Below are 24,752 nucleotides of genomic sequence, written 5' to 3'. Positions count from 1 at the left end.
GAGGCAAATTCATGCGTAAACCAATTATTGCAGGAAACTGGAAAATGTATAAAAATTTTGATGAGGCAGTGGAGTTTGCAGAAGAAGTACGCGACAAAATTCCTTCTGCTGATAAAGTAGATTCAGTTATTTGTGCTCCAGCTATTTATTTACCAACATTAGTTGATATTGCTACTGAAACAGATTTAGCGATTGGTGCACAAAACATGCACTATGAAAATGAAGGCGCCTTTACTGGAGAAGTGAGCCCATCACAATTAGCCTCCATTTATGTGGATTATGTCATACTAGGTCATTCTGAACGCCGTGAATATTTCAATGAAACGGATGAAGCTATTAACAAAAAAGTAGGAGCAGCCCTTTCTCATGGAATCGTTCCAATTATTTGTTGTGGTGAAACGTTAGAAGAAAAAGAAGCGGGGAAAACAGAAGCAAAAGTTGTATACCAAGTAACAAAAGCTTTAGAAGGTTTCAAATCTGAAGAAGTAAAACATATGGTCATTGCCTATGAACCAATTTGGGCGATTGGCACAGGAAAAACAGCTACAGCAGAAGATGCAAATCACGTTTGTGGATTTATCCGTAAAACAGTCGGTCAATTATTTGGACATGATGCTGCAAACGAAATCCGTATACAATATGGTGGTAGCGTAAAACCTGAAAATATTGAAGAATTGTTATCGAAAGAACATATCGATGGTGCCCTTGTAGGCGGTGCAAGCTTAGAAGTGTCATCGTATTTAAAATTACTGGAGGCGGCAAGTCAAAATGCCTAAACAACCTGTTGCATTAATTATTTTAGACGGCTTTGCATTTCGCGATGAAGTATTCGGAAATGCAGTAGCGCAAAGTAAAAAGCCAAACTTTGATCGTTACTGGGCGCAATACCCTCACTCTACATTAACTGCATGTGGAGAAGCGGTAGGTCTTCCAGATGGTCAAATGGGTAACTCTGAAGTAGGTCACTTAAACATTGGGGCTGGCCGAATTGTGTACCAAAGTTTAACGCGAATTCACAAATCCATTCGTGATGGCGAATTCTTTAAAATCGATAAGTTTTTACAAGCGGTTGAACATGTAAAAGCAAATAATTCTAAATTGCACTTAATGGGGTTACTATCTGACGGTGGTGTTCATAGTCATTACGAGCACCTTTTTGCCCTATTACGATTAGCCAAAGAAAATGGCCTTGACGATGTATTCGTACACGGTTTCTTAGATGGCCGTGATGTTGGACCATCAACAGCAGTTGGCTATATTGAAGAAACAGAAAAGAAAATGAATGAAATCGGCGTAGGGAAATTTGCATCGATTCATGGCCGTTATTATGCAATGGACCGTGACAAACGTTGGGAACGTGTTGAATTAACATATAAAGCGTTAGTGGATGGAATTGGACATACTGCAGCATCAGCGAAAATGGGTGTTGAAACTTCATATGCAAATGAAGTGTATGATGAATTCGTAAAACCATTTGTAATTACAGAAGAAGGAAAACCAGTAGCTACAATTGATACGAATGATGCAGTAATCTTCTTCAACTTCCGTCCAGACCGTGCAATTCAACTTTCAACGGTATTTACAAATGACCAATTTATTGGTTTTAAACTTTCAGAAAAGCATCCTAAAAACTTAAAATTTGTATCATTTACTCACTATAGTGTAGATGTTCATGCAGATGTTGCTTTTGAAAATGTAGATTTAGTAAATACTGTTGGTGAAGTCATTGCAAGAAATGGTTTAACTCAACTGCGAATTGCTGAAACTGAAAAATACCCTCATGTAACGTTCTTTATGAGTGGTGGCCGTGAAGCAAAATTCCCAGGTGAAGAGCGTATTTTAATCGCTTCACCAAAAGTAGCTACATATGATTTAAAACCTGAAATGAGTGCATATGAGGTAACGGATGCACTGCTAAAAGAAATTGAAGCAGATAAGTTTGACGCCATCATCTTAAATTTCGCTAACCCAGATATGGTTGGTCACAGTGGTATGCTTGAACCGACAATTAAAGCGATTGAAACAGTAGATGAATGTTTAGGAAAAGTTGTAGACGCTATACTAGCTAAGGGTGGGGCTGCAATTATTACAGCCGATCACGGAAATTCCGATGAGGTTGTCACAATTGAAGGTGAACCAATGACAGCCCATACAACAAATCCAGTTCCGGTAATTGTGACAAAAAATGATATTGTTGTCAGAGATGGTGGAATTTTGGCAGATTTAGCGCCAACTATGTTAAAATTACTAAATGTAAAACAACCCGAAGAAATGACAGGTAAGCCATTATTTTAAGGTTGAAAAATAGATTAGGGGAGATTATTTATGCCATTTATTACTCAAGTATATGCTCGCGAAGTGTTAGACTCTCGTGGTAACCCAACAGTAGAAGTAGAAGTATTCACAGAATCAGGTGCGTTTGGTCGCGCGATCGTGCCATCTGGTGCATCAACTGGTGAATATGAAGCAGTTGAATTACGTGATGGAGACAAAACTCGTTACGTAGGTAAAGGTGTTTTAAAAGCTGTAGAAAACGTAAACACAATTATCGCTGAAGAATTAGAAGGCAACTACTCAGTTCTTGACCAAGTAGTAATTGATAATGCATTAATCGAACTTGATGGTACAGAAAACAAAGGTAAATTAGGTGCTAACGCAATCCTAGGTGTATCTTTAGCAGTAGCTCATGCAGCAGCTGATTATTTAGATATTCCTTTATACCAATACCTTGGTGGCGTAAACGCAAAACAATTACCAGTACCAATGATGAACATCTTAAACGGTGGTGCTCACGCTGATAACAACGTAGACATCCAAGAATTCATGGTAATGCCAGTTGGTGCAGAATCTTTCCGTCATGCATTACGCATCGGTGCTGAAATCTTCCATACATTAAAAGCTGTATTAAAAGAAAAAGGATACAACACTGCAGTAGGTGACGAAGGTGGTTTCGCACCAAACTTAGGTTCAAACGAAGAAGCAATTACAGTTATCTTAGAAGCAATTGAACGCGCTGGTTACAAACCAGGTGAAGAAGTTCGCTTAGCTCTAGACGTAGCATCTTCTGAACTTTACGATGATGCAAAAGGTAAATACGTATTAGCTGGTGAAGGTGTAGAAAAAACTTCTGTTGAAATGGTTGACTGGTACGAAGAGTTAACTTCTAAATACCCAATCATCTCAATCGAAGACGGTTTAGATGAAAACGACTGGGAAGGTCACAAACTTCTTACAGAACGTATCGGAAACCGCGTTCAATTAGTAGGTGACGATTTATTCGTTACAAATACATCTAAACTTTCTCAAGGTATCGAGCAAGGTGTAGGTAACGCAATCCTTATCAAAGTTAACCAAATCGGTACATTAACTGAAACATTTGATGCAATCGAAATGGCAAAACGCGCTGGTTATACAGCTGTCATCTCTCACCGTTCTGGTGAATCAGAAGACGCTACAATCGCAGACATCGCAGTTGCAACGAACGCTGGTCAAATTAAAACAGGTGCTCCATCTCGTACAGACCGCGTTGCGAAATACAACCAACTTCTTCGTATCGAAGACCAACTTGGTGCTACTAGCCAATACTTAGGCTTAAAATCATTCTATAACCTACGATAAGATAATTAATGGGCTCTCAGGGAAACTTGAGAGCCCAATTTTGTGTTTATCTTAGATGCTATGTATCTAATAAACAAATTCCTAAATTACCAGAACATAACGTTGAAATTCATCTTATATTACTATATAGTAATATACATAAGTGCTAGGTGGGGAGGTAGCGGTGCCCTGTAACTCGCAATCCGCTCTAGCGAGACTGAATCCCTTTCTGAGGCTGTCCGTATGTAAGGTCTGCCTCTTGCACGTAGCGTTGACGGTTGGGTCCTGCGCAATGGGTACCCATGAACCATGTCAGGTCCGGAAGGAAGCAGCATTAAGTGGTTTCACCCATGTGCCGCGGGGTAGCCTAACCCGAGCTGGCGACAAGAGTAACGCTTATGTACGGCAGTCGAAGAAAGGTGCACAACTTAAAATTTTAATGAATTGCTTAAAAAGGCGCTTAAAGAGTCCAAATCAACTATTTGCTGATTTGGACTCTTTTTTATTTTTGCAGAGAGCAAATAACTTTTGGCAATAGGCAAATAATGCATCAGAAAAAGCAAATAAATTCTTACGATAAGCAAATAAATCACAATTAAAAGCAAATAGAAACTGCTTCATATCAACGAAGCAGCTTCCATAACTTATTTCGCTAATTTAATAACTTCCTTCGAAACAAAGAAATCTTTATCATTGTAAACTGTTACAGAATCCAGAGTATGCGTTTTTGTTTTTTTGCTGTTTTTATTTTGGATGTGGATGATATTCTTATTTTCGGGAATTGTGATGATTGATTTTTTATTTTCAGCCACAAATACTGGATTATTTTTATCCGATAAATCAATTTTCGTTGTGTAGCCTAGTTTTTCAAATTCTGCAGTTGCATTTATGAATAGCTTATTTGTTAAATCTGTTAAATCGAATCCCATAGCAGTTGCCATTGAATGGGCTAAATCCGTGTTATCGACTAATCCAGTAGGCTTTGCAGGACCAAATGAATATAAGAACACATCGTCACCTGTGTGCCCACCTGTTGTGAAGCCGATATTGGCACGATTTGAAAGCAATTGTACTAATGTTTTACCTAGATTGTCACTTTCCTTTAAAGCAGTTAATTCTTCTTTTGTAATATTCGTTAAACCATAACTTTCAGCAACTTCAGCTAAATTCGATTTATCTTTTTTCAATAAGCTCAAAGCGCCTGCAAGGGTCATTTTTGCTTCTTTTAATGGATTAATATATGCAGAAACTGGTGTTGCATCATAAGTAGAAGTTGTGCTTACATTACCAATTGTAATTCCACTATTGCCATGGTCAGTTACGGCAATGACTAACGTTTCGCCATCTTTTTCTGCAAATTCTAATGCTTCCGCCACGGCATCATCGAAGGCTAAGAAATCAGAAAGCATACCAACTGGGTCATTGGCATGGGCTGCCCAATCGATTTTACTTCCTTCAACCATTAAGAAGAAGCCATCTTTGTCTTTACTAAGTGTATCAATTGCTTTTTCTGTCATTTCAGCTAATGTTGGTTCGTCAGGCTTTGTCACTAAACGATCAAAATCATAGGCTAGGGCACTTGGAGCAAAACTTCCCCAAAGCTTGTCTGATTTAGATGAAAGCAATTCGTTGCGATCTGTTACATAGTCATAACCCTTTTCCTCAATCACCTTTACTAAATCTTCGCCATCTTTGCGAGTTTCTTTTAGTGCTTCATAACCACCGCCAAGCACAACATCAATATTCTGATAGACTTGTTGTTCTGCTATATCATCATAATTTTTACGGCTCGTTACATGGGATGAGAAACCAGCAGGAGTTGCATGTTGTATTTCTGAAGTGGATACAATCCCTGTCGCTTTCCCTTGAAGTTTTGCTCCTTCTAATACATTTGCCACTGGTTTGAATGCATCTTCCTCGGCAACAGGTGCTACACCAGGTGTTGTTACGACAGAAGGCAAGACGCCAACATAGCCACTATTCGATTTATTTCCAGTTGCAAGGGCTGTTGCTGCAGGGGCAGAATCTGTAATTGCTGACTCGGCTGAATACGTACGAACAGCACCTGTTAAAATGTTATCTAGTGCTAATGGTTCACCTTTGTACCAACGAGCAATCGTACTCACATTATCGCTACTACCATCCATAACTAACATAATGACATTTTTTGCTTGTACCTTCTTGGGATTTAGTTCTTTATCCTTTGCCTGAACTACACCGATAGATGATGCTGTAATTGCTCCAACTAATGCTAATGAAAGCCATTTTTTCTTCTTCATCGTGTTCCTCCTACTAGATTATTCGTAACAATTAGAGAGTAACAAGTTACTATGAAGTAGAAGTAAAAGAGATGAAAATATATGGTAAATATTTATTACAACTATACAACCATATTATTGTAACTTCAGGTTATATTTGATATACTGTACTTTGTTGTGAAGTTTCTAATCAGGAGGTGGAGTAATTGCATACAGTATTATTGACATTACTGATTATTGTAAGCATCGGTTTAATCGTTGTTGTTTTACTACAATCAGGTAAAAGTGCGGGTCTATCAGGTGCCATCTCAGGTGGAGCTGAACAACTTTTCGGTAAACAGAAAGCAAGAGGTATGGAGTTAGTTTTACATAGAATAACTATTGTTCTTGCAGTTTTGTTCTTTCTTTTAGCGTTAGCAATCGTTAAATTTTAACAACATAACAAGATTCCAACGCCTAACCAAGTACAGGTTAGGTGTTTTATTTTAACCTTATAGTACCATAATTTTCTTGTATAACTAATTAATGGTCAGCATAAATATTCACGAATCAAAACATATTATGTGCCAATGAGATGAACGAAAGATAATGGAGGGAACTATGCGAAATGCAGAATTAAAACCATTCTTTTTCGAAGCTGGAGAACGCGCGGTATTGTTATTGCATGGCTTTACTGGCAGTTCATCAGATGTTCGAATGCTTGGGCGTTTCCTTGAAAAGAATGGCTACACAAGTCATGCGCCACACTATAAAGGTCATGGTGTACCACCAGAAAATTTAATTGTGACGTCACCAGAAGATTGGTGGAAAGATGTATTACAAGGATATGAAACATTAAAAAATGCAGGATACGAGAAAATCGCCGTTGCTGGATTATCCCTTGGTGGTGTGTTTGCATTAAAGCTGGCGCTACATAAACCTTTAAAAGGGATTGTTACGATGTGTTCACCTATGACGATGAGAACTACTGATAAAATGTTCGAAGGCGTTATTAAATATGCATATGATTACAAACGATTTGAAGGAAAAAAAGAGGATCAAATCGAACAAGAAATAGAAGAGATTCGAGCAAAGGGAATGCCTTCTTTGCCGGAATTACAACAATTGATTGTCGATGTGCGCAGTGAACTGGATATGATTTACGCGCCGATTCTAGTCGTGCAATCAAAAAATGATGAAATTATTGATCCCAATTCTGCTCATACTATATACACAGAAGTGGAATCCTTACAAAAAGAAATTAAATGGTTTGAAGAATCTAGCCATGTTATTACGCTAGATAAAGAAAAGCAACAACTTCACGAATTGATTCTAAACTTTTTAGAATCATTAGATTGGGAGTAGAAGGAGGGAAATTGTATGTCTCAAGATTTACAACAACGGTTATTAAACTTAATGAAACTTGATGAATATAAACCGTTAAAAGTTGATGAAATAGAACAAGAATTACAACTTGAAGATGCAGAAGAGTTTAAAGAGCTCATTAAAACGTTAGTACGCATGGAGGATCAAGGGTTAGTAGTTCGTTCTCGGGCGAATCGTTATGGTCTTCCAGAGCGCATGAATTTACTGAGAGGTAAATTTATTGGTCACCCGAAAGGATTTGGATTTGTTACACCAGATGAAGAGGGAATGGACGATATTTTCATTCCACCACATGAAATTAACGGTGCTCTAAATGGGGATATCGTATTAATTCGTGTATTAAAAGAAACATCCGGTGACCGTCGAGAAGGTACGGTAATCAAGATTATTGAACGTGGCAAGTCTACTTTTGTTGGTACATACCAAGCAAATAGAGGATTTGGATTTGTTGTACCTGATGATAAAAAAATGAATATGGATATCTTCGTAACAAAAGAGGATTCATTAGGTGCAGTAGACGGTCATAAAGTTGTGGTTGAAATTGTGAACTGGCCAGATGATATTAAATCGGCAACAGGGGTTATTACAAAAATCCTTGGACACAAAAATGACCCAGGTGTTGATATTTTATCAATCCTTTATAAATACGACATTCCACCTGAGTTTCCACCAGAAGTTGTACAAGCTGCTGCGGAAGTACCAGATGAAATTACAGAGCAAGATTTAATCGGTCGTCGTGATTTACGAAATGAAGTCATCGTGACAATTGACGGTGCCGATGCGAAAGACTTGGACGATGCGGTAACAGTTACAAAAAATGAGGATGGCACATATAAACTAGGTGTTCACATTGCAGACGTTAGTTACTATGTGAAGGAAGGCTCGATCATTGATACAGAAGCATATGAACGTGCAACGAGTGTGTATTTAACAGACCGAGTAATTCCAATGATACCTCACCGTTTATCAAATGGAATCTGTTCATTAAATCCTCAAGTCGATCGTTTAACGTTATCTTGTGAAATGACTATTGACCAAAACGGACAAGTCGTTGAACATGAAATCTTCCAAAGTGTCATTAAAACAACAGAGCGTATGACGTATAGCGATGTGTATAAAATTTTGGAAGAACAAGATGAAGAGTTAATGAAGCGTTATGAGCCACTTGTTCCAATGTTTAAGGATATGGCGGATTTAGCTGCTATTTTACGCAAAAAACGTATGGAGCGCGGTGCTATTGACTTTGACTTCAAAGAATCGAAAGTGCTTGTAGATGAAGATGGCTGGCCAACAGATATCGTGCTTCGTGAACGTACGGTTTCAGAGCGTTTAATTGAAGAGTTCATGTTAGTGGCCAACGAAACAGTGGCAGAACATTTCCACTGGATGCAAGTGCCGTTCATTTACCGTATTCACGAAGATCCAAAACCAGAAAAACTACAACGCTTCTTTGAATTTGTTACAAACTTTGGATTAGTCGTAAAAGGAACAGGTAACTCGGTACATCCAAAAGCATTACAAGAAATTATTCAAGCAATTGAAGGGATGCCAGAAGAGCCGGTTATTTCAACGATGTTACTTCGTTCGATGCAACAAGCGAAATACTATCCTGAATCCATTGGTCACTTCGGTTTATCAACGGATTACTATACACACTTCACATCACCAATCCGCCGTTACCCTGACTTAATCGTACACCGTTTAATTCGTACGTATTTAATTGAAGGGGATGTATCGAAGGAAACAACCTTCAAATGGGGACAAGTGATGGATGAAATTGCAGACCATACTTCTGAGCGTGAACGCCGAGCAGTAGATGCAGAACGTGATACAGATGCACTGAAAAAAGCACAGTACATGTCTGATAAAATCGGTGAAGAGTTTGAAGGGATTGTTTCCTCGATTACGAACTTCGGTATTTTCGTGGAATTACCGAATACCGTTGAAGGGCTTGTTCACATTACGAACATGACGGATGACTACTACAACTTCGATGAACGCCAAATGATTATGATTGGTGAACATACGAACCGTCAATTCCGAATTGGGGATGAAGTACGAGTTCGTGTGGCGAATGTCGTTATTGAAGAGTCTTCGATTGATTTTGAAATCGTTGGTATGGTTCAATCTTATGGTAGAACTCGTAAAGCGGCTCCGAAAGTTATTCATGCTGGACGAAAAGGTGAAGGTGGCGGTAGCAGACGTCGAGATCGCGAAAATGGTCGTGACCGTGATCGTAAAAAAGGTGGCGGCAGTGGCAAAGGATCTAGTTCAGGTACTGGCGGTCGCAAAGTAAAACAAAAGCAAAAGTTTTATGAAGGCATTGCGAAAAAATCGAAAAAGAAGAAGAAAAAACGCTAACATATAGCCGAGTGTGAGTGGTATCTCGCACTTGGCAATTTCTTTGTTTAAATGTATTATTTTCTAATAGAGAGTTTGAAAGTGAGTGAAGCTGCTTACTTTTTTAGAATTGTGAGGTGTTGGCTGTGGCAAAAGGACAAGGGAAAGTATTAGCCCAAAACAAAAAAGCAAGCCATGATTATTTTATTGAAGAAACATATGAAGCAGGAATGGTCTTACAAGGTACTGAAATTAAATCTATTCGTGCCGGAAAAGTGCAATTGAAAGATTCTTATGTACAAATTCGCCATGGGGAAGCATGGATTTACAACATGCATATTAGCCCGTATGATCAAGGAAATCGTTTTAACCATGACCCTTTACGAGTTCGTAAGTTACTATTGCACAAAAAGCAAATTAGCGAACTACTTGGGAAAACAAAACAAGAGGGATACACAATTGTCCCATTAAAAATGTACATTAAAGATGGTTACGCTAAGCTATTAATCGGTTTAGGTAAAGGGAAGAAAAACTACGACAAACGTGATGATCTGAAGAAGAAAGAGGCTAAAAGAGAAATGGAACGCGCGTTTAAGGCGAAAAATCAATTCTAATTCACGATTGGTTAAAATCGGTCAAACAGGAATAAAGCGATAGGTTGCAGTTTGATTAATTTTGTCCTATAATAAGTTTACAAGTTGCCAGAGTAGTAAAGGCTTAAACAACCTTTTCCGTATGTGTTTAACTACACATCCTTCTTATATAGGGGGACGTTACGGATTCGACAGGGATGGTTCAAGCTTGAACTGCGCGTCGGAGGTCTCGGCTCCGTCATCAACGGAAGTTATATAATAACTGGCAAACAACAAAATTTAGCTTACGCAGCTTAGTCTCGTAGCGCTCAACCTGTCCATCGCCCATGTGGACAACGTTGGGCTCAACTTTAGTGGGATACGATCAGTGGTGCCGCTTGAGTCACTGATAAGAGATTTCCAAGCTAGTGTGCAGGACGCCTGTTTGTCGGCATAATGACACACGAAATGCAAGTAGGCAAACTACACGCGTAGAAGTTTGAGTATTGGAGTTTCTGGACGCGGGTTCGACTCCCGCCGTCTCCATACATATGTTTTATCGCTAGAAATGGCGTTAAATCAACGTTTATAAAAGTTAGGGTAACTTGTTGAGGGTGTTAAACTTTCAATTAGACTCCCTAACTTTTTTCGTTATTAGGGTATTACATTTATATAATGGACTTCGTTTATAAACCTTCTAATTCAGATGATGAATAGGAGGTTTTTTTATTTGGATAAAAGTAGAAAACATGGTGTATTTTCAATGGGAAACGCACGTTTAGTAAATCCAAAAAAGAATGAACATTGGATTCCTATTGATTATGCTTTGGAAGTCGTATTTAGACAAATGAATATTGCTGGAAATAGACCGCGTACTATCGACAGCTATGATTATATTTTCCGTAGCTTTTGCAAGGTAAATAAAATTGATTTCGTAGAGGAAATAACATTAGATACAATTTATTACTATTTGGAGAATCTAGATGTTTCTCAAAGGACTAAGAAAATACGTTTAAAAACAATTAAAGCAGTATTGGGTAAGTTCTATTTTAATGATTGGTTGAAGGAGAAATTTTGGCTAAAGATTCAAATTAAGGTTGATACAGAGGTGAAAGCAGCGGCAAAAGAAAATGACATTCTTAAATTGGTTCATTTTATTGATAAGTCAACTTTCATTGGGTTTAGAGATGTTACAGCAATTTTATTAATGTATCGGACCGGTATACGTATTCATACGTTGTGTGAGTTAAAGGAAAGGCATATTGATTTTGAACATCAATACCTAAATTTGGATGGATCTACATTAAAAAACCATAAGTTTTTAAAGCTACCGCTTGATGATGAATTAACAGAAATGCTTCAACTACTAATAAAGCAAAATAAGAAGATACGTCAGCATTATAAAATCAATAATCAAAGTGTATTTATCACTCAAAACGGCTTATCAATGAGTACATCCAAGTCATCAAACTGTGCGATTTCAAAGCAGCTTAATAAGTATTCAAAGCGTTTTGGTATAGAAAATATTAACCCTCATGCGATCAGACGAGGATATGCGAAGAGTTTGTTGGATAAGGGTGCTAGTGTGCCGTTAATTAGTAAAGCACTTGGTCATTCTGATTTAGCGGTAACAACACAATACCTGGACCTAAATGTAGATGAAGTTGCAAATAGCTTAAAGGAGTATTTATAGACAAATAAAAAGGAGAGTGCGACGAACACCCTCCCACGTACTAAGTGTTTGGCGACACGTTAGTACAACCGTATTAATCAGCGATAACTAAATACGAATTTCAATGCCTTCATTTTACTCCAAAAAAAGCTAAAGTGCAAAGGTCTAGTTTCCTATTGTCTTTTTTAGGAGAAATTCTTTCGAGGTTGCCCACTAACTCGAATCAAAATAAAACTGGAAAGGTTATGACGTTCCCACTGCAAACAAACGTCTAGGATACAATAAAGCACTTCCTTGTTGGTGCAAGTATCTGAATGGTGCTGACAACCATTAAAGGTCAGGAGTGGAAGGTCTGGTGATTAAGGTCACGCAGAATACATCATTTGTTAAAGAAGTTTCAGAGTTTCTCAAAACAGTAGAATATGATTTAACGGCAGTTGTAAGGCAACTGTACGAACTTTAGCAGCTATCAGGGCAGATATGGATTAGTAGGTGTATTGTTCGAGAGAACGCATTTAACAAGGGCATACATAACGGAAACCTCAAATGACGGATTCATGAAATAAGTGCAAATGTCTTGTCTGTGTTAGTTGAATAGAAGTTTCTATTTGCTAACATAGGCAAACATTTTTAGCACCAAGCCGTTGTCCTCAATTCTGGCTTCATGGTAGGGTAATATACTGAAATTGTAAAGTAAAATCAGTAATAAAAAAAACTTAAGCGTTGCGTTAGAAATGATGATTTGAAAGTATTTAGGAAAAGGTGAGTGCAGATGGAAAATACGAGTTGGGAACGACAAGCGTTATTAGATATACTAAATTTTATTAAAGATGAAGAAGAAGCCTATCTTAAAAAAGATGAAATATTAAATCGCTTAGGAATAGAGAATAGAGATGAAAATGAGAGAATATCAATTATTACTGTGATAGATAAATTTATAGAAGATCAAATTAACTTTCTTAAAATTAATATAGATACAGATTTAGTTGAGACAGTTCAATCACTAGATAAAGAACTGTTAAGTAAAGAAGTAAATACGTTTCTACGCGAATTTATTAATAAGTAATCTAACAAAGTCGTCCTTATTGGGCGGCTTTTTTTATTTTTCTACATTACATAAAAATCTTTTTAAAAAGAAATGTCCTAAAACATAACCAAATTGCTAGTACCCCCTATATAAAGCGAATTGAATACAAGGTTATTATTCATGTCCTAAAATTCGTTCGTTTTGCTAGTACATTAGTGGACATTACAAATGTCTGGAGGGGGGAAATAAAGAATGGAAAATAAAAATCAAGGATATGGAAAGGAAGCAATACGTGAAAGGTTTGATAAAGCACCATCAGATCTATTTCATTATGTAGAATTGGGTTTGATTAGTGGTAACGATTATCTACACTACATGAAGCTACTGAGTTTGTATAACAATGAAATTGGTTATGCTTTTCCAACAATTAATCAATTGTGTGTTTTCCTAAATAAATCTACGAAATCAATTGTGGAGTCGAATAAGCGGCTTCAGAAATATGGATTACTAGAAATCTTGGAAAGAAGGGGTCATAACAACAACTGTTATAAAACTGTCGCCCCATTTACAAATACAGAACTTGATAAGTTATATCCTACTGAGGCAAAGAAATTTTTACTCCGTAAAGAGAAATTATTGGAAAAGGAAGAACAAGATAAGCAAAGATTAGCGGCGTTTGTTAATGAGGATAAGAACAACCATATGTGATTAACAAATAAGTGATTTTAAAAATTACAAGTTTGATATGTAAAGATTACAACTAATGATTGCAAAAATTAAAGGTTATACAGACTTACTAATACAGACTTAATATATACAGATTTATATTACTCTACTAATAAATAAAAATAATAAAGCTAATATCTAGTAATAAAAGAAGTATTAATTATTAAGTAATAAATATATTTGGAGGAACAGTAATGTTTTTATTAAAAGAAAGAAGCGAGATTGTCGGCGTTGTTTACAGCCACGACAATTCATTGATTATTGGTGACGAGACTAAACCCTATAGTTGTAGAGTTAGCCGCCCAGAAGGCATGCATTATGTTATTGCAGAGACAAATGAAATAGGCGAAGTTTTACGCTATGTAATAGAACTAAACAACAGAGGAGACCATAAAAATGAAAACTAACTATCAACCTATGCAAATGAAGTTTATTAAAGAGGAACAAGAAACATATGTTAATTTAGATCCAATTGATGATATTTGGACAATTTATTCTGCTACGCCAACTCTTATCAACAAATATATTAAAAAAGCTATTGCTATGAATATAGATTATAAGGTATTAACTGAATTCGAGGGTAAACCTACTAGTATTGAAATTAAAGTGCCAGGATCTCTTTTCAACAATACCTTTTTAAGGGAAAAACGGGCTATTAGTGAAGAACATAAAAAAGCATTAGCAAATGGTAGGAATGCACGTAGGTTAAAAGAGGCTTATTAATAACTGCCTTTAGAAACCTAATTAAGGAAAAAAACCTAACATTTATAATGATTAACTGTTTCTAGGAGTTAATATTATTTATGTTAGGGAATTTTTTATTTAATTATGAGGATTAATAATAACACACTATATTTTTATTATCTCTTATTTACAGTATATAGTTCATCACAATAGTGTTTATTATCGGTAGAAACTTAATGTTATTTTGTTTTGAAATATAAGAAAGCTTCTAAATCCTTGTGGCTGTAGGGATTAAAGCGTTTTTGACAGTTTAGACATATTTGATTTTTTTGTCCGAATAACCTGTGTTAATTTCAAAATTCTTCTAACAGCCAATCATTAGTCACTTATTCAGGGATTAATAACTAATAATCATATACATGTGTGATTTCAGAAGTTAGTAATTGTGATTATTAATTTATCTCGAAAGTTACTGATTAGCTGTATTATAAGGTTTTAAGGTTGTTCGTACTTAATTAAAGAACCTGGCATATGTGATTAATGAATTAGGATCTTGTTAATTTACGAATCACTTTAATGAAAAGGCCCTAACAAGGTAGGTTAATTCAACAAGAAACCTTAATGACTACATCAAATTTTTTTGATTTATATATTGCATTTATTATAAAATTGTACATATAATAAATACATCAAAAAAAATTGATGAAGGGAGAAAACACATTGAATACAATGACACAACAGTTCAAGCAATACGAAAAGAAATTTAAAGCGTTAGCTGACAGTAAGCGATTAGAAATCATGTATGAACTTTGTCAAAGAGGGCAAACGTGTGTATGTGATTTAACAGAGACATTTGAAATGTCACAATCTAAGTTATCCTACCATTTAAAAATTTTGTTGGATGCAGGTCTTATTTTAAAAGAGACAAAAGGTACCTGGAGTTATTATGATTTGAATGATGAAGAAGTAAACAATTTATTATCAGAGGAACTATGTTGTATTTTTAGAAAAACTGGAAAAGGAAGCTGCTGCTAATTTTTGGGGGTATTAAATCAATTTTTTTTGATTAATTATAACTTAAGGAGGAATTTATTATGAAGTATGTTCATGTTGGAATTAACGTAACGAATTTAGAGAAATCCATTGAGTTTTACCAAAAGGTATTTGGTGTTTCGCCAGTAAAGGTAAAAGATGATTATGCCAAATTTTTATTAGAACAACCAGGGCTTAACTTTACACTTAATGTTCGTGATGAAGTGAACGGGAATCAAGTAAATCATTTTGGTTTTCAAGTTGAAAAAAGCGAAGAAATTACTGCTCATAAGGAAAGACTTGAAAAGGAAGGCTTTTTTGCACGTGATGAGATGGATACAACGTGTTGTTATGCTGTTCAAGATAAATTTTGGGTGACAGATCCAGACGGAAATGAGTGGGAGTTTTTCTTTACGAAAGCTGACAGCGATGTTCATAAGATAGAATCGGCTTCATGTTGTGTGACTGGAGATACAAGCAATTCTTGCTGTTAACAGGAAGCAAGTGTGTACACCGTGTAATGATGGAGGTTAAATTTAGTGATTACAGCAATATTAGCAACAATAATTTTTTTAGCAACACTTATTCTAGTTATCTGGCAGCCAAAAGGGTTGAATATCGGTTGGTCTGCTTGTGGCGGTGCCATTGTAGCTTTACTAGTAGGGGTAGTTGATTTTAACGATGTGAACGAAGTAATCGGCATTACTTGGAATGCAACCTTATCTTTTGTAGCAATTATTCTTATCTCACTAATTTTGGATGAAATCGGTTTATTTGAGTGGGCTGCCTTACATATGGCAAAAGCTGCAAAAGGTAATGGGGTTAAAATGTTTGTCTTTGTAAGTATTTTAGGTGCAATTGTTGCTGCATTATTCGCAAATGATGGTGCAGCTTTAATCTTAACACCAATTGTATTAGCAATGGTTCGTCACCTTAATTTTAAAGAGGCAATGATTTTCCCATTCATTATGGCAAGTGGTTTTATTGCAGATACAACTTCTTTACCGTTTGTCGTAAGTAACTTGGTTAACATTGTTTCTGCCGATTTCTTTAATATTGGGTTTGTAGAATATGCGATAAGAATGATTCTACCGAACATTTTTTCTTTAATCGCAACGATCATTGTTTTATTAATTTATTTTAGAAAAAATATTCCAAGCACATATGATTTATCGAAATTGAAAAAGCCAAAAGAAGCAATTAAAGACTTTCAGATGTTTCGATTATCGTGGGTTGTGCTGATAGTATTATTAGTTGGTTACTTTTCAAGTGAATTTATTAATATACCAGTTTCAATAGTGGCCGGAGTAATCGCAATCTTTTTCTTAATGATGGCTAGAAGAAGTAATGTAGTAAATACAAAAGCAGTTGTTAAAGGTGCACCGTGGAATATCGTATTTTTCTCTATTGGTATGTACGTTGTTGTATATGGACTAGGAAATGCGTGGCTAACAGATTCTTTAGCAGATATCATAGAATTCTTTGCTAAAGAAGGGCTATTTATTGCAACGATGGCAATGGGCTTTATTGCTGCAATTTTATCTTCTGTAATGAACAATATGCCAACAGTGATGATTGACGCTTTAGCTATTGCAGAAACAAATACAACTGGAATTGTACGCGAGTCACTTATTTACGCTAACGTCATTGGTTCTGATTTAGGTCCAAAAATTACACCAATTGGTTCCCTTGCAACATTAGTGTGGCTTCATGTTCTTTCCCAAAAAGGTGTCAAAATCTCATGGGGAACTTACTTTAAAACTGGTATTATTTTAACAATTCCAATTCTGTTTATTACTTTACTAGGCTTGTACCTAACATTATTAATTTTTTAAGGAGAAGTTATAACATGACTAAAAAAACGATCTATTTCTTATGCACTGGAAATTCTTGCAGAAGCCAAATGGCAGAAGGTTGGGCAAAGAAATATTTGAGTGATAAATGGAACATATACAGTGCTGGAATAGAAGCACATGGATTAAATCCAAATGCTGTAAAGGCTATGAAAGAAGCTGATATTGATATTTCCAATCAAACATCAGATATCATTAATCCTGAAATCTTAAATAATGCCGATTTGGTGGTTACATTATGTGGGGATGCTGCGGATAAATGTCCAGTCACACCTCCACATGTTAAACGTGAACACTGGGGATTTGATGATCCGGCAAAAGCGGAAGGAACAGAAGAGGAAAAATGGACATTCTTCCAACGTGTACGTGATGAAATTGGTGAAAGAATTAAGAGTTTCGGTGAAAGTGGAAAATAAGATAAATTAGTTGCTAAAGACTATTGTACCCCTTACTTTCTTATAGAATTGATGGGGGCTTTAGTTAAATATTCGGTTTACGTATTATAGACAAACAGAGTTAATTTCCCAAATTGTGGATTAACTCTGTTTTTGTGTTTGCGACAGTGAACAGAATTTGAAGATTTAGAAGCGTTTTAAGGTAGCTATTTTGTTGTGGATATGTGTGCTTTTCTGAAATGTAATATTTTCTTTAGTTACAGCTGAAGGAAGGGAAAAAACACGCAGCTGCCTTTAATACATATCGTTGTCTCAAATATTTTTTTGACCAATGTGAAAATGAGTGCGTGAAGACACTGAAATATCAATGTTTAATGGGGAGGCAAAATTTGAAGAACAGAGATTAGTTAGTATCAGTGGCTACACTTTATTCTTAGGAATACATAGTTTGTCATTCTATGGATGCACAATATCGATATACGTATGATATTTATTCGTACATACAAATTAATTGAATTAAAAAAAGAAGGCCTAAAATCGCCCTCTAAGAGTTTTTATATAGTTTATAGAGTAGCCTCATATTCTTTTACTTTCTTATAGAAAGTCGCTTTTTTCATATTCACTGCTACCATAAATTCAACTGCTTTTATTTCTCCGTCTTTCCATCGTTTATAAAGACTATCCCACTCTTTAGGGAGTACTAATTTTGGTCTACCTAAGTGCTTACCTTTTTCTTTTGCTGTTGCGATCCCTTCGGATTGGCGTTGTTTAATCATGTGACGTTCTTGTTCTGCCATAGAGGTATAAACTTCAATGATAATATTGTTTATCATGTTAATTACCCATTCCTGGCCCTGTGGTACGTCTTGCATAGTAGTGGGGAGGTCAATAATCTTAACGCGAATACCTTTCTCTTTAAATAGCTGCAAATACTGTTTGATTAGTTCTTTATTACGTCCTAGACGATCAATAGACTTAATATAAAGCGTATCACCTTTACGCATAGCTTTTAACATGTTCTGAAAGCCCTCACGTTCCATGTCTTTACCGCTTGCCTTATCATTATATATGTATTCTTCGCTTGTTACATAGTCTTTAATAGCCTCATATTGTCTATCTAAGTTTTGTTCTTTAGTTGATACACGAATATAGCCGAATGAAATAGCCCCCATAAATTAATACCGCCTTAATTATATTATAGACTTATTATACAATGTTTTCTATAAAGGTTAAATAGTTTTTAGACGTACAAAAAGGTTTATTTTTAATAATAAATAGACATTTTAAGACTGCTAAATTAAACGTCCATAATGGTGTACCTTTATAGACTTGTGTCTGATTTAATAAAAAATGTCGTTTTAAGGTTGTAGAAAATATTTTTCATCTCTCTATAAAAAGCTTTAAAAGTACTGAACCTTTTATTTTTTGTGTTTTACCATAGGAGTAGATTTTGATAATTATATGTAAGCCAAAGCTTTGAGGATTTCAATTTCGTGGTTGAAAATTTATATAAATGGGATTGATATAAAAAGGGGGAAACAGAATGAATTTTTTAATGGCTGTTGGGATAGCGGTACTTCTTAAAATATTCGATAAAGAGGTAAAAGCGGTCGCAATGATCATACGCCGTAAACCATTCGAATCCATCGTAATTGTGTGCCTGGTAACCATAATCACTATGCTAACGGTCTATATAGTGTAGACATTGAATAGATACTTGCAGCGGCCCAGGTGGAATAACAGCAGCAGCACGCAAGCACACGGCCTAGACATGCCCTGGACAGCAGCTACAAGCAGTGGAAGTTGAGGGAATCACTCGCGAACTGCCCCGGGGAAGTGAGGCAAATGGACCGGGGGAAGGCAACGGAAAGTACGGGGAGTGTACGGCAAACCGCCTGGAAACTGCCTGGAATGACCGAATAACAACCAAAAGGTGAGAAATCGATGTTGAAAACCCTCAAAAACCCCCTAAAAATGCCTTCAAACCGGCTATTTTTCAGTGATTTCTTAGCTTTTTAAAAGGGAGGGACCGGGGACCGGGCATGGCTATATGCCAAATCAAGTGCTTACTAAATATACACGATGTTTTTAAAACCTTTTTGGGGTCAAATTCAGTAATACCAACGCTTCAGAGGGACGTGAGACGAATCGAAAAATGATTAAACGCTTAACTACCCTACTCAATTCGTCTCAATGCGTTTTGTAGATGGGGGGGGCCAAGTTTTTTAAGAATTAGCAGCAGCCATTTACTAAAAAAATTTTTTCGGCAGTTTTCGGAAAACCTCGGCACAATACTCGACACTACATAGCACTTCACTTTTTGGTACGGTCTATAACGCCTTCACACAGTTTTTCTATATTATCCATTCTCTCGTTAAACTCTTTGCGAAACTCCGTTTGATTCTCAATCATTCCATCTAAACGGCCATTAATTCTATCTATAATGGATAGGGCTTGTTTTCGGTCGCCTTCAATATCTCTTATATCAGTACACATTTTCTTTAAATCAGATCTCATTTTCTCGACAAGTTCCAATTTTGCCACTTCTTCAGACATATGTAATTCCCCCCTTTTTTAATGTTGATAGCATATCTTTAATTTCCCCTAAATCATTAATCATATCGTCCATTCTCTCGCTGCATTTACTAAAACCATCGTTCATTTCTGTTCTCATATCCTCTATAAGTTCAATCATCTTCTTTTCCATATCTTCAGACATTTAAAATCTACTCCTTTATTTATTCTTTCATCAGTATAACAGCTATCAGCAATTTCAATAATTCTTGGTAAAAATACATTGTAATGCAAGATAAAATCACTGTAAGCTTGGGTAAATTCGAGTTAAATATTGTAAGACACTACACACACCAGTCCTTCACGATACTGCACTACACAATACTATACGACACTATAAATCTCTGAAAATTATTGAAGATTTATCGGGAAATTAGGTATAGCAAATGTTATAGATAAACATAATATTATTGAACTTTAAAGCTTATCAACTAAAAAAGGAGGGAAAACCCAATGGGCTATTGGGGAATAAAGTTATTTGAAGATGATATTACTTGTGATGCCCAGGATGAATTTATTAAAAATTTAAAAATGGGAAGAACACCAGAAGAAGCTTCGGAAAGTACATTAGAACGACTATTAAAAGGAATTGATGAACCAATAACTAACTTGGATAGCAAGTACTTTGACTTAGTCATAACTTTAAATAGAAGATACTTAGCTTTAATTTATATCGGTTTAGCAGCAACACAATTAGAGATGAATTGTCTTCAGGATAAAGTAAAAAGGAAGGCGATAGAATATATTGAGGATGGTGCTGATCTTGACTTTTGGGGTGAGGAGGGAGGAGAGAAATATGAAATAAGGAAGAAGGTGTTGGATGAATTAAAACAGAATTTACTTAATTATAAACACTGAAAAATTGTCATAGCAAATGTACGAGAAGAAACGAGGTCTACTACTATTTTAGTAATAGACCTTGTTCAAATAGTTCTTTGTAGACGGAATAGGAATGTAATCTTAAACGTTCTCCTATCTCATAGAAATCCATTCCCTTATTGAATAAGTTAACTATCTCTTTTTTTGTTTTCATTGAGAATTTTATTTTCTTTAAATTATACGGCTTGTCTCTAAAAGTACTTGCAGCAGCACCATAGTTAGTAAAACATTCGTGAGTTTGGCCGTTCCTTGCCCCAAGTAAATAATCGGGACGTCCATAAAAACGAGTGTGACAGCGATCGCATTGAAAGATTGATGTGCTTTGGTGATTGTAGTAGCGAGAAACCATCTTTACCTCGCCATTATATTTATTCTGTAGAAGTGTTTTGAACTGTTCTTCGGTCATTTCTGTTAGTTTGATACGGCTTGTGTAAGTCATGGTAAAACCTCTTTTCTAGAGTTGTTTTGGCATTAAAAAAGACTAGCTGCATGAAGCAACTAGCCTGGTATTTTTAGTAGCCGCGATAAGCAGCAATTTGTTCAGCTTTTTGTTTAGCAACTTTTTCAATATGTTCTTTGCGGATACGTTCTGAATGTTCAGCATCGTCCTTTTCTTGTTGTAATTTTTGTTTATATGCCTCGCCCACTGCTTCGAAATCCAGTCGACTTTCATTTGGTATGCCTACTTCTTGTTGTAGCTGTAAACCGTATGTTAATTTTTCTGTAGCGTTCATATCTTCCAAGACGTAGGTATTACCTTCTCGCAATTCCTCTAGTACGTTTTTTTCTTTATTACGCTGCAAGTATAATAAGTTCATTAGTTAGCCCCTTTTCCATAGCGTGCATTATCAATTTCATCACGACTAATAATTGATTTTCCGTACTTGTTCTCAAAACCTGGGCGGAAATATTCAGTTGTATATGCTTGGCTTAAACGTGGGTACATCTCATGTACTTCTGAATCATCAAAAAGATAATTCACTTCAGGTGCTATCTCTCGATATTGCGATAACATTTCACGTCCCAACCCAGCAATTTCGTTTAACATAATTGACTTATAGCGGTCAATAATCTTGTTCACATCGTACTTACTTCGAATAGTTGTCTCTTTTCTGATTGCTTCACGTAATAGCATGGCGTACTGTAATTTTAATTGTGTTTGCCTCTGCTGATTTTCCTCAAACATTAGATTTATAACTTCAACATTATAATTTAGTTCTTTATGTTGGGTAGTTAAATAAATACGGTCAGAAAGATTAGCCGTTTCGCGATCTAATACATTAACCGCAATTTTTTCTTGGATTGCAGCTAGTTCCGTTTCTAATTCTTCATACTCATGCTGTAATGCAATTTGTTCCGCTTTGAAATTTGCTAAAACCTCTTTTGTATATGGGAAAATGTCCTCTATAATCACTCCGTTAGTAATCTCCATTGCTGTTATTCTCCTTTAATGTTTATTGTTTTATATCTGATTTCTATTACATTATTAATTGCTAATAACTCCGCGTTAGAAACTTTTAATTTGCGTAATGCCTCACGCAGCTTACTTTCGTAAAAAGGTGTGAATGTAACCTTGTTGTTTTCTAATCTGCTAATGGTGGCAATATCAACATTCATGTAATTACTGAATTCTGCCAAAGTCTTATTTCGTATTAACCGAATGTGTTTAATAAAACGGTAATCTAGGGGCACTTTATAAATTCCTTTTTCCAGTTTTTTCACCTACTTATTATTTTTCTATGGTCCAAAATTATTGAACCATTACATATATAGGTGTTTGAGGAAAGAATATTTACTGGTGCTTGGGAGAATATATTTTCTTATTGTAGTAGTTTGTTAGAACAATATTAGAAAAATAAGGAGATTTATTAATAGTTGATTTAACTAATTCAAAATGAAAATGTATTATTATTATTAGGGGGGAGATAAGTAGGAGTAGATGGTCTAGTAGATGCAAAAATTACACGGTGGTTTTTAAACCTTTTTAAGTACAACTTAATAATCTATAATTCAAAATGTGGTATTTACTGTAAAAAAGGAGGAGTTGAATGTATAACTTCGATAAATTAGTTTATACAGACGATTTTATGTGGGAAGAACTAGGTGTTAGGGAACTGCCGAATAGTTTGTTTCACTACACATCGGTCGATACATTAGAAAAAATTATTACTAACAAGTCAATAAGATTTAATAGATTAGATAAAGTAAATGATCCTGAAGAAGCCTTAACAGCTAATTTGGAAAATGCTAATACTTTAGTTTTTGTATCTTGTTGGGACGATGAAAGAAATGAATCTATCCATATGTGGAATATGTACGGTGATAATTTTAAGGGAGTTAGAATAGAGTTACCCATAGATATGTTTAAGGGTAGAGATAATATTAGAGTTTATGAAAAAGGTGGTGCTATGTTTAAATATGCTGAAATGATTGATATTGATAGAAAAGACTTTTCTTTAGGGATGAGAACATCAAGTATATTTGGTCCTAATAAGGTTGCATATGTTGATAATAGAGAGTTGTTGATTAGTAAGGCTGTTTATGAAGAAAGTGATTTTATTCATGTCAATCTGTATGATTTAGGATTATTTAAAAACAAGTATTGGCATATTGAGAACGAATGGAGATATAAAATAATAGGTTTGATGGAAGAAGTAAATTATCCTAATGATGCATTTACTCGAGATATACTGGATTTAAAAAGATATCCTGTTAATCAAACAGAGATATTTGTTCAACTAGATGAATCTGTATTTAAAGAAATGAAAATAACGGTAGGTCCGAAGTGTAATGAAGATGATTATACTAAGTTAATTCATTTATCAAATCTGTATAATTGTAAACTTGAAAAAAGTATAATCCAGATAAGATAAAACTAAAAGGTGGAATAGTATTGGATTATAACTCACTATATACAACGCATGATTGTAGTAATTGGCATGGATTGTTTCCGATAGAAAAACATTATATAAATTTCGATCCAAATATAATATATGCCTTGAACAAAGTGGACGATGTTTACTACATGTTTTCTAATGCTAGGTTTAATGGATATATGACAGAAAATAATAATTATGGAGATATGGTAGCTACACACGATCAGTTACATTTAAATTTCATTCATTCGGGTTTTCTAATGAATGCCTTAAATTTTTACTATTTTGCAATTGATTTATCTTGGCAAGTTATATATTACTATTCTATTGATAGTTCATATTATTTTTTGTGTGATCAAAAAGAATATGATAAGTATAGTAATGCATGTAATTATGATAATGTAGTAAGGCTTTTAAAATATAGAAAAGACCATAAGCTATTAGATGTATTAAAAAGTTTTAGCACAAACGAACTCGTATTAGAATTAAGGAATTTATACAATTATATGAAACACAAAGGAACAATTCATTTTGAAGGTTTAGGAATACAATATTCTAATCCAATGATGGATGTTAGAATGGGTGATGAGAATATTACATACAAACTCTTTGTAAAAAGGGGACAAAAAATTGAAGAATTGAAAAGTAAGTTAATTGAATTAGATAAATTGTTTTATGACTACTTTAATAAAATATTAGAAATAATTGTTCCGGAAGACTATTTACAATGTGAATTTGACGTGATTAAGCATCTAAATCTTGCAATGGAAATAAAGGCTTTTAGAGATAACTATTTTAATAATTATAAAGATAATTTCAAAGAATTCTATAGTGAAATAATTGAAATTTCGTAAAGCTATAGTTTAATTATTGTAAGCAGTTTTGATCGAAGTTATATTGTT

General features: G+C 35.2%; 27 protein-coding genes and 2 other RNA genes. 21 read left to right on the top strand and 8 right to left on the bottom strand.

What is annotated here, in order from left to right:
- The first annotated feature begins 11 nt into the window (after positions 1–11).
- The 4 genes from tpiA (at position 12) to ffs (ending at position 4,024) form a co-directional block, all read left to right on the top strand.
- Positions 12–776: a triose-phosphate isomerase gene (gene tpiA, locus NKR20_RS14000; protein ID WP_121214424.1), complete on the top strand. Its 765-nt coding sequence runs from the start codon at positions 12–14 to the stop codon at positions 774–776.
- Complete coding sequence (gene gpmI, locus NKR20_RS13995) at positions 769–2,295, top strand: 2,3-bisphosphoglycerate-independent phosphoglycerate mutase (RefSeq protein ID WP_121214425.1); 1,527 nt, start codon at positions 769–771, stop codon at positions 2,293–2,295. Before tpiA ends, gpmI begins: the two co-directional genes overlap by 8 nt.
- Before the next feature lie 30 nt (positions 2,296–2,325).
- On the top strand, positions 2,326–3,618 hold the full coding sequence (gene eno / locus NKR20_RS13990) for a phosphopyruvate hydratase (protein WP_253427089.1): 1,293 nt from the start codon (positions 2,326–2,328) through the stop codon (positions 3,616–3,618).
- 140 nt (positions 3,619–3,758) lie between these two features.
- Positions 3,759–4,024: signal recognition particle sRNA large type (gene ffs / locus NKR20_RS13985), an RNA gene on the top strand.
- Positions 4,025–4,241: 217 nt separating this feature from the next.
- Here ffs and NKR20_RS13980 read toward each other — a convergent pair.
- Complete coding sequence (locus NKR20_RS13980; RefSeq protein WP_253427088.1) at positions 4,242–5,876, bottom strand: alkaline phosphatase; 1,635 nt, start codon at positions 5,874–5,876, stop codon at positions 4,242–4,244.
- A gap of 185 nt (positions 5,877–6,061) precedes the next feature.
- On the opposite strand from NKR20_RS13980, the gene secG reads away from it, so the two are divergent.
- From secG to arsC, 14 genes are all read left to right on the top strand, one after another.
- Complete coding sequence (secG, locus tag NKR20_RS13975; RefSeq protein ID WP_121214428.1) at positions 6,062–6,289, top strand: preprotein translocase subunit SecG; 228 nt, start codon at positions 6,062–6,064, stop codon at positions 6,287–6,289.
- A gap of 166 nt (positions 6,290–6,455) precedes the next feature.
- A complete protein-coding gene (locus NKR20_RS13970) occupies positions 6,456–7,199 on the top strand; it encodes an alpha/beta hydrolase (protein ID WP_253427087.1) in 744 nt (247 codons plus the stop codon).
- Positions 7,200–7,214: 15 nt separating this feature from the next.
- Positions 7,215–9,581: a ribonuclease R gene (gene rnr / locus NKR20_RS13965; protein WP_121214430.1), complete on the top strand. Its 2,367-nt coding sequence runs from the start codon at positions 7,215–7,217 to the stop codon at positions 9,579–9,581.
- A 125-nt stretch (positions 9,582–9,706) separates the two neighbouring features.
- A complete protein-coding gene (gene smpB, locus NKR20_RS13960; protein ID WP_253427086.1) occupies positions 9,707–10,174 on the top strand; it encodes an SsrA-binding protein SmpB in 468 nt (155 codons plus the stop codon).
- Positions 10,175–10,326: 152 nt separating this feature from the next.
- Positions 10,327–10,681: a transfer-messenger RNA gene (ssrA, locus tag NKR20_RS13955) on the top strand.
- A 181-nt stretch (positions 10,682–10,862) separates the two neighbouring features.
- The gene (locus NKR20_RS13950) at positions 10,863–11,825 is read left to right on the top strand and encodes a tyrosine-type recombinase/integrase (RefSeq protein WP_253427085.1); all 963 of its coding nucleotides are present in this window, start codon (positions 10,863–10,865) and stop codon (positions 11,823–11,825) included.
- 751 nt (positions 11,826–12,576) lie between these two features.
- A complete protein-coding gene (locus NKR20_RS13945) occupies positions 12,577–12,870 on the top strand; it encodes a hypothetical protein (RefSeq protein WP_253427084.1) in 294 nt (97 codons plus the stop codon).
- A gap of 213 nt (positions 12,871–13,083) precedes the next feature.
- On the top strand, positions 13,084–13,539 hold the full coding sequence (locus NKR20_RS13940) for a helix-turn-helix domain-containing protein (RefSeq protein ID WP_253427083.1): 456 nt from the start codon (positions 13,084–13,086) through the stop codon (positions 13,537–13,539).
- Between the two features lie 212 nt (positions 13,540–13,751).
- Complete coding sequence (locus NKR20_RS13935; protein WP_253427082.1) at positions 13,752–13,964, top strand: hypothetical protein; 213 nt, start codon at positions 13,752–13,754, stop codon at positions 13,962–13,964.
- Positions 13,954–14,280 carry a hypothetical protein gene (locus NKR20_RS13930; RefSeq protein ID WP_253427081.1) on the top strand — a complete coding sequence of 109 codons (327 nt, stop codon included), beginning with the start codon at positions 13,954–13,956 and terminating at the stop codon, positions 14,278–14,280. Before NKR20_RS13935 ends, NKR20_RS13930 begins: the two co-directional genes overlap by 11 nt.
- A gap of 690 nt (positions 14,281–14,970) precedes the next feature.
- Positions 14,971–15,276 carry an arsenical resistance operon transcriptional regulator ArsR gene (arsR, locus tag NKR20_RS13925; RefSeq protein ID WP_253428147.1) on the top strand — a complete coding sequence of 102 codons (306 nt, stop codon included), beginning with the start codon at positions 14,971–14,973 and terminating at the stop codon, positions 15,274–15,276.
- Positions 15,277–15,335: 59 nt separating this feature from the next.
- On the top strand, positions 15,336–15,767 hold the full coding sequence (locus tag NKR20_RS13920; RefSeq protein ID WP_253427080.1) for an ArsI/CadI family heavy metal resistance metalloenzyme: 432 nt from the start codon (positions 15,336–15,338) through the stop codon (positions 15,765–15,767).
- Positions 15,768–15,812: 45 nt separating this feature from the next.
- Positions 15,813–17,108: an arsenic transporter gene (locus NKR20_RS13915; RefSeq protein ID WP_253427079.1), complete on the top strand. Its 1,296-nt coding sequence runs from the start codon at positions 15,813–15,815 to the stop codon at positions 17,106–17,108.
- 14 nt (positions 17,109–17,122) lie between these two features.
- Positions 17,123–17,542, top strand: a complete 420-nt coding sequence (arsC, locus tag NKR20_RS13910) for an arsenate reductase (thioredoxin) (RefSeq protein ID WP_253427078.1) — start codon at positions 17,123–17,125, stop codon at positions 17,540–17,542.
- A gap of 542 nt (positions 17,543–18,084) precedes the next feature.
- Here the strand turns inward: arsC and NKR20_RS13905 are convergent.
- From NKR20_RS13905 to NKR20_RS13895, 3 genes are all read right to left on the bottom strand, one after another.
- A complete protein-coding gene (locus NKR20_RS13905; protein ID WP_253427077.1) occupies positions 18,085–18,693 on the bottom strand; it encodes a recombinase family protein in 609 nt (202 codons plus the stop codon).
- Positions 18,694–19,834: 1,141 nt separating this feature from the next.
- Entirely contained in the window at positions 19,835–20,077 is a 243-nt protein-coding gene (locus tag NKR20_RS13900) for a hypothetical protein (protein WP_253427076.1), read from the bottom strand.
- Positions 20,070–20,240 carry a hypothetical protein gene (locus NKR20_RS13895; protein ID WP_253427075.1) on the bottom strand — a complete coding sequence of 57 codons (171 nt, stop codon included), beginning with the start codon at positions 20,238–20,240 and terminating at the stop codon, positions 20,070–20,072. The genes NKR20_RS13900 and NKR20_RS13895 overlap by 8 nt, the downstream gene beginning before the upstream one ends.
- A gap of 308 nt (positions 20,241–20,548) precedes the next feature.
- Here NKR20_RS13895 and NKR20_RS13890 point away from each other — a divergent pair, with 308 nt between their 5' ends.
- Positions 20,549–20,953, top strand: coding sequence for a MarR family transcriptional regulator (locus NKR20_RS13890; protein WP_253427074.1), 405 nt, complete (start codon positions 20,549–20,551; stop codon positions 20,951–20,953).
- A 43-nt stretch (positions 20,954–20,996) separates the two neighbouring features.
- Here NKR20_RS13890 and NKR20_RS13885 read toward each other — a convergent pair whose 3' ends face one another.
- From NKR20_RS13885 to NKR20_RS13870, 4 genes are all read right to left on the bottom strand, one after another.
- Entirely contained in the window at positions 20,997–21,413 is a 417-nt protein-coding gene (locus tag NKR20_RS13885; RefSeq protein ID WP_253427073.1) for a hypothetical protein, read from the bottom strand.
- 73 nt (positions 21,414–21,486) lie between these two features.
- A complete protein-coding gene (locus tag NKR20_RS13880; protein ID WP_253427072.1) occupies positions 21,487–21,792 on the bottom strand; it encodes a hypothetical protein in 306 nt (101 codons plus the stop codon).
- Complete coding sequence (locus NKR20_RS13875; protein WP_253427071.1) at positions 21,792–22,406, bottom strand: hypothetical protein; 615 nt, start codon at positions 22,404–22,406, stop codon at positions 21,792–21,794. The genes NKR20_RS13880 and NKR20_RS13875 overlap by 1 nt, the downstream gene beginning before the upstream one ends.
- Positions 22,407–22,411: 5 nt before the next feature.
- Positions 22,412–22,696, bottom strand: coding sequence for a helix-turn-helix domain-containing protein (locus tag NKR20_RS13870; RefSeq protein ID WP_253427070.1), 285 nt, complete (start codon positions 22,694–22,696; stop codon positions 22,412–22,414).
- Positions 22,697–23,022: 326 nt separating this feature from the next.
- Between NKR20_RS13870 and NKR20_RS13865 the strand changes: the two genes are divergently transcribed.
- Together NKR20_RS13865 and NKR20_RS13860 are read left to right on the top strand one after the other, a co-directional pair.
- Positions 23,023–23,847, top strand: coding sequence for a DUF2971 domain-containing protein (locus NKR20_RS13865; protein WP_253427069.1), 825 nt, complete (start codon positions 23,023–23,025; stop codon positions 23,845–23,847).
- A 20-nt stretch (positions 23,848–23,867) separates the two neighbouring features.
- Positions 23,868–24,704: a hypothetical protein gene (locus NKR20_RS13860; protein ID WP_253427068.1), complete on the top strand. Its 837-nt coding sequence runs from the start codon at positions 23,868–23,870 to the stop codon at positions 24,702–24,704.
- Positions 24,705–24,752 lie beyond the last annotated feature (48 nt).

It is taken from the genome of Ureibacillus endophyticus (assembly GCF_024159215.1).
Lineage (GTDB): Bacteria > Bacillota > Bacilli > Bacillales_A > Planococcaceae > Ureibacillus > Ureibacillus endophyticus.
Note: the sequence above shows the minus strand (reverse complement) of the source record. Positions and strands in the feature narration are given on the sequence as shown.

Bases quoted from the DNA above. Each gene is read 5' to 3' on its own strand.
- tpiA (WP_121214424.1), top strand. From the start codon at position 12: ATGCGTAAACCAATTATTGCAGGAAACTGGAAAATGTATAAAAATTTT.
- NKR20_RS13930 (WP_253427081.1), top strand. From the start codon at position 13,954: ATGAAAACTAACTATCAACCTATGCAAATGAAGTTTATTAAAGAGGAA.
- NKR20_RS13920 (WP_253427080.1), top strand. From the start codon at position 15,336: ATGAAGTATGTTCATGTTGGAATTAACGTAACGAATTTAGAGAAATCC.
- NKR20_RS13885 (WP_253427073.1), bottom strand. From the start codon at position 21,413: ATGACTTACACAAGCCGTATCAAACTAACAGAAATGACCGAAGAACAG.
- NKR20_RS13970 (WP_253427087.1), top strand. From the start codon at position 6,456: ATGCGAAATGCAGAATTAAAACCATTCTTTTTCGAAGCTGGAGAACGC.
- NKR20_RS13895 (WP_253427075.1), bottom strand. From the start codon at position 20,240: ATGTCTGAAGATATGGAAAAGAAGATGATTGAACTTATAGAGGATATG.
- NKR20_RS13940 (WP_253427083.1), top strand. From the start codon at position 13,084: ATGGAAAATAAAAATCAAGGATATGGAAAGGAAGCAATACGTGAAAGG.
- NKR20_RS13865 (WP_253427069.1), top strand. From the start codon at position 23,023: ATGTATAACTTCGATAAATTAGTTTATACAGACGATTTTATGTGGGAA.
- rnr (WP_121214430.1), top strand. From the start codon at position 7,215: ATGTCTCAAGATTTACAACAACGGTTATTAAACTTAATGAAACTTGAT.
- NKR20_RS13880 (WP_253427072.1), bottom strand. From the start codon at position 21,792: ATGAACTTATTATACTTGCAGCGTAATAAAGAAAAAAACGTACTAGAG.
- arsC (WP_253427078.1), top strand. From the start codon at position 17,123: ATGACTAAAAAAACGATCTATTTCTTATGCACTGGAAATTCTTGCAGA.
- NKR20_RS13905 (WP_253427077.1), bottom strand. From the start codon at position 18,693: ATGGGGGCTATTTCATTCGGCTATATTCGTGTATCAACTAAAGAACAA.
- arsR (WP_253428147.1), top strand. From the start codon at position 14,971: ATGACACAACAGTTCAAGCAATACGAAAAGAAATTTAAAGCGTTAGCT.
- NKR20_RS13945 (WP_253427084.1), top strand. From the start codon at position 12,577: ATGGAAAATACGAGTTGGGAACGACAAGCGTTATTAGATATACTAAAT.
- eno (WP_253427089.1), top strand. From the start codon at position 2,326: ATGCCATTTATTACTCAAGTATATGCTCGCGAAGTGTTAGACTCTCGT.
- NKR20_RS13900 (WP_253427076.1), bottom strand. From the start codon at position 20,077: ATGTCTGAAGAAGTGGCAAAATTGGAACTTGTCGAGAAAATGAGATCT.
- NKR20_RS13935 (WP_253427082.1), top strand. From the start codon at position 13,752: ATGTTTTTATTAAAAGAAAGAAGCGAGATTGTCGGCGTTGTTTACAGC.
- gpmI (WP_121214425.1), top strand. From the start codon at position 769: ATGCCTAAACAACCTGTTGCATTAATTATTTTAGACGGCTTTGCATTT.
- NKR20_RS13875 (WP_253427071.1), bottom strand. From the start codon at position 22,406: ATGGAGATTACTAACGGAGTGATTATAGAGGACATTTTCCCATATACA.
- NKR20_RS13980 (WP_253427088.1), bottom strand. From the start codon at position 5,876: ATGAAGAAGAAAAAATGGCTTTCATTAGCATTAGTTGGAGCAATTACA.
- NKR20_RS13890 (WP_253427074.1), top strand. From the start codon at position 20,549: ATGGGCTATTGGGGAATAAAGTTATTTGAAGATGATATTACTTGTGAT.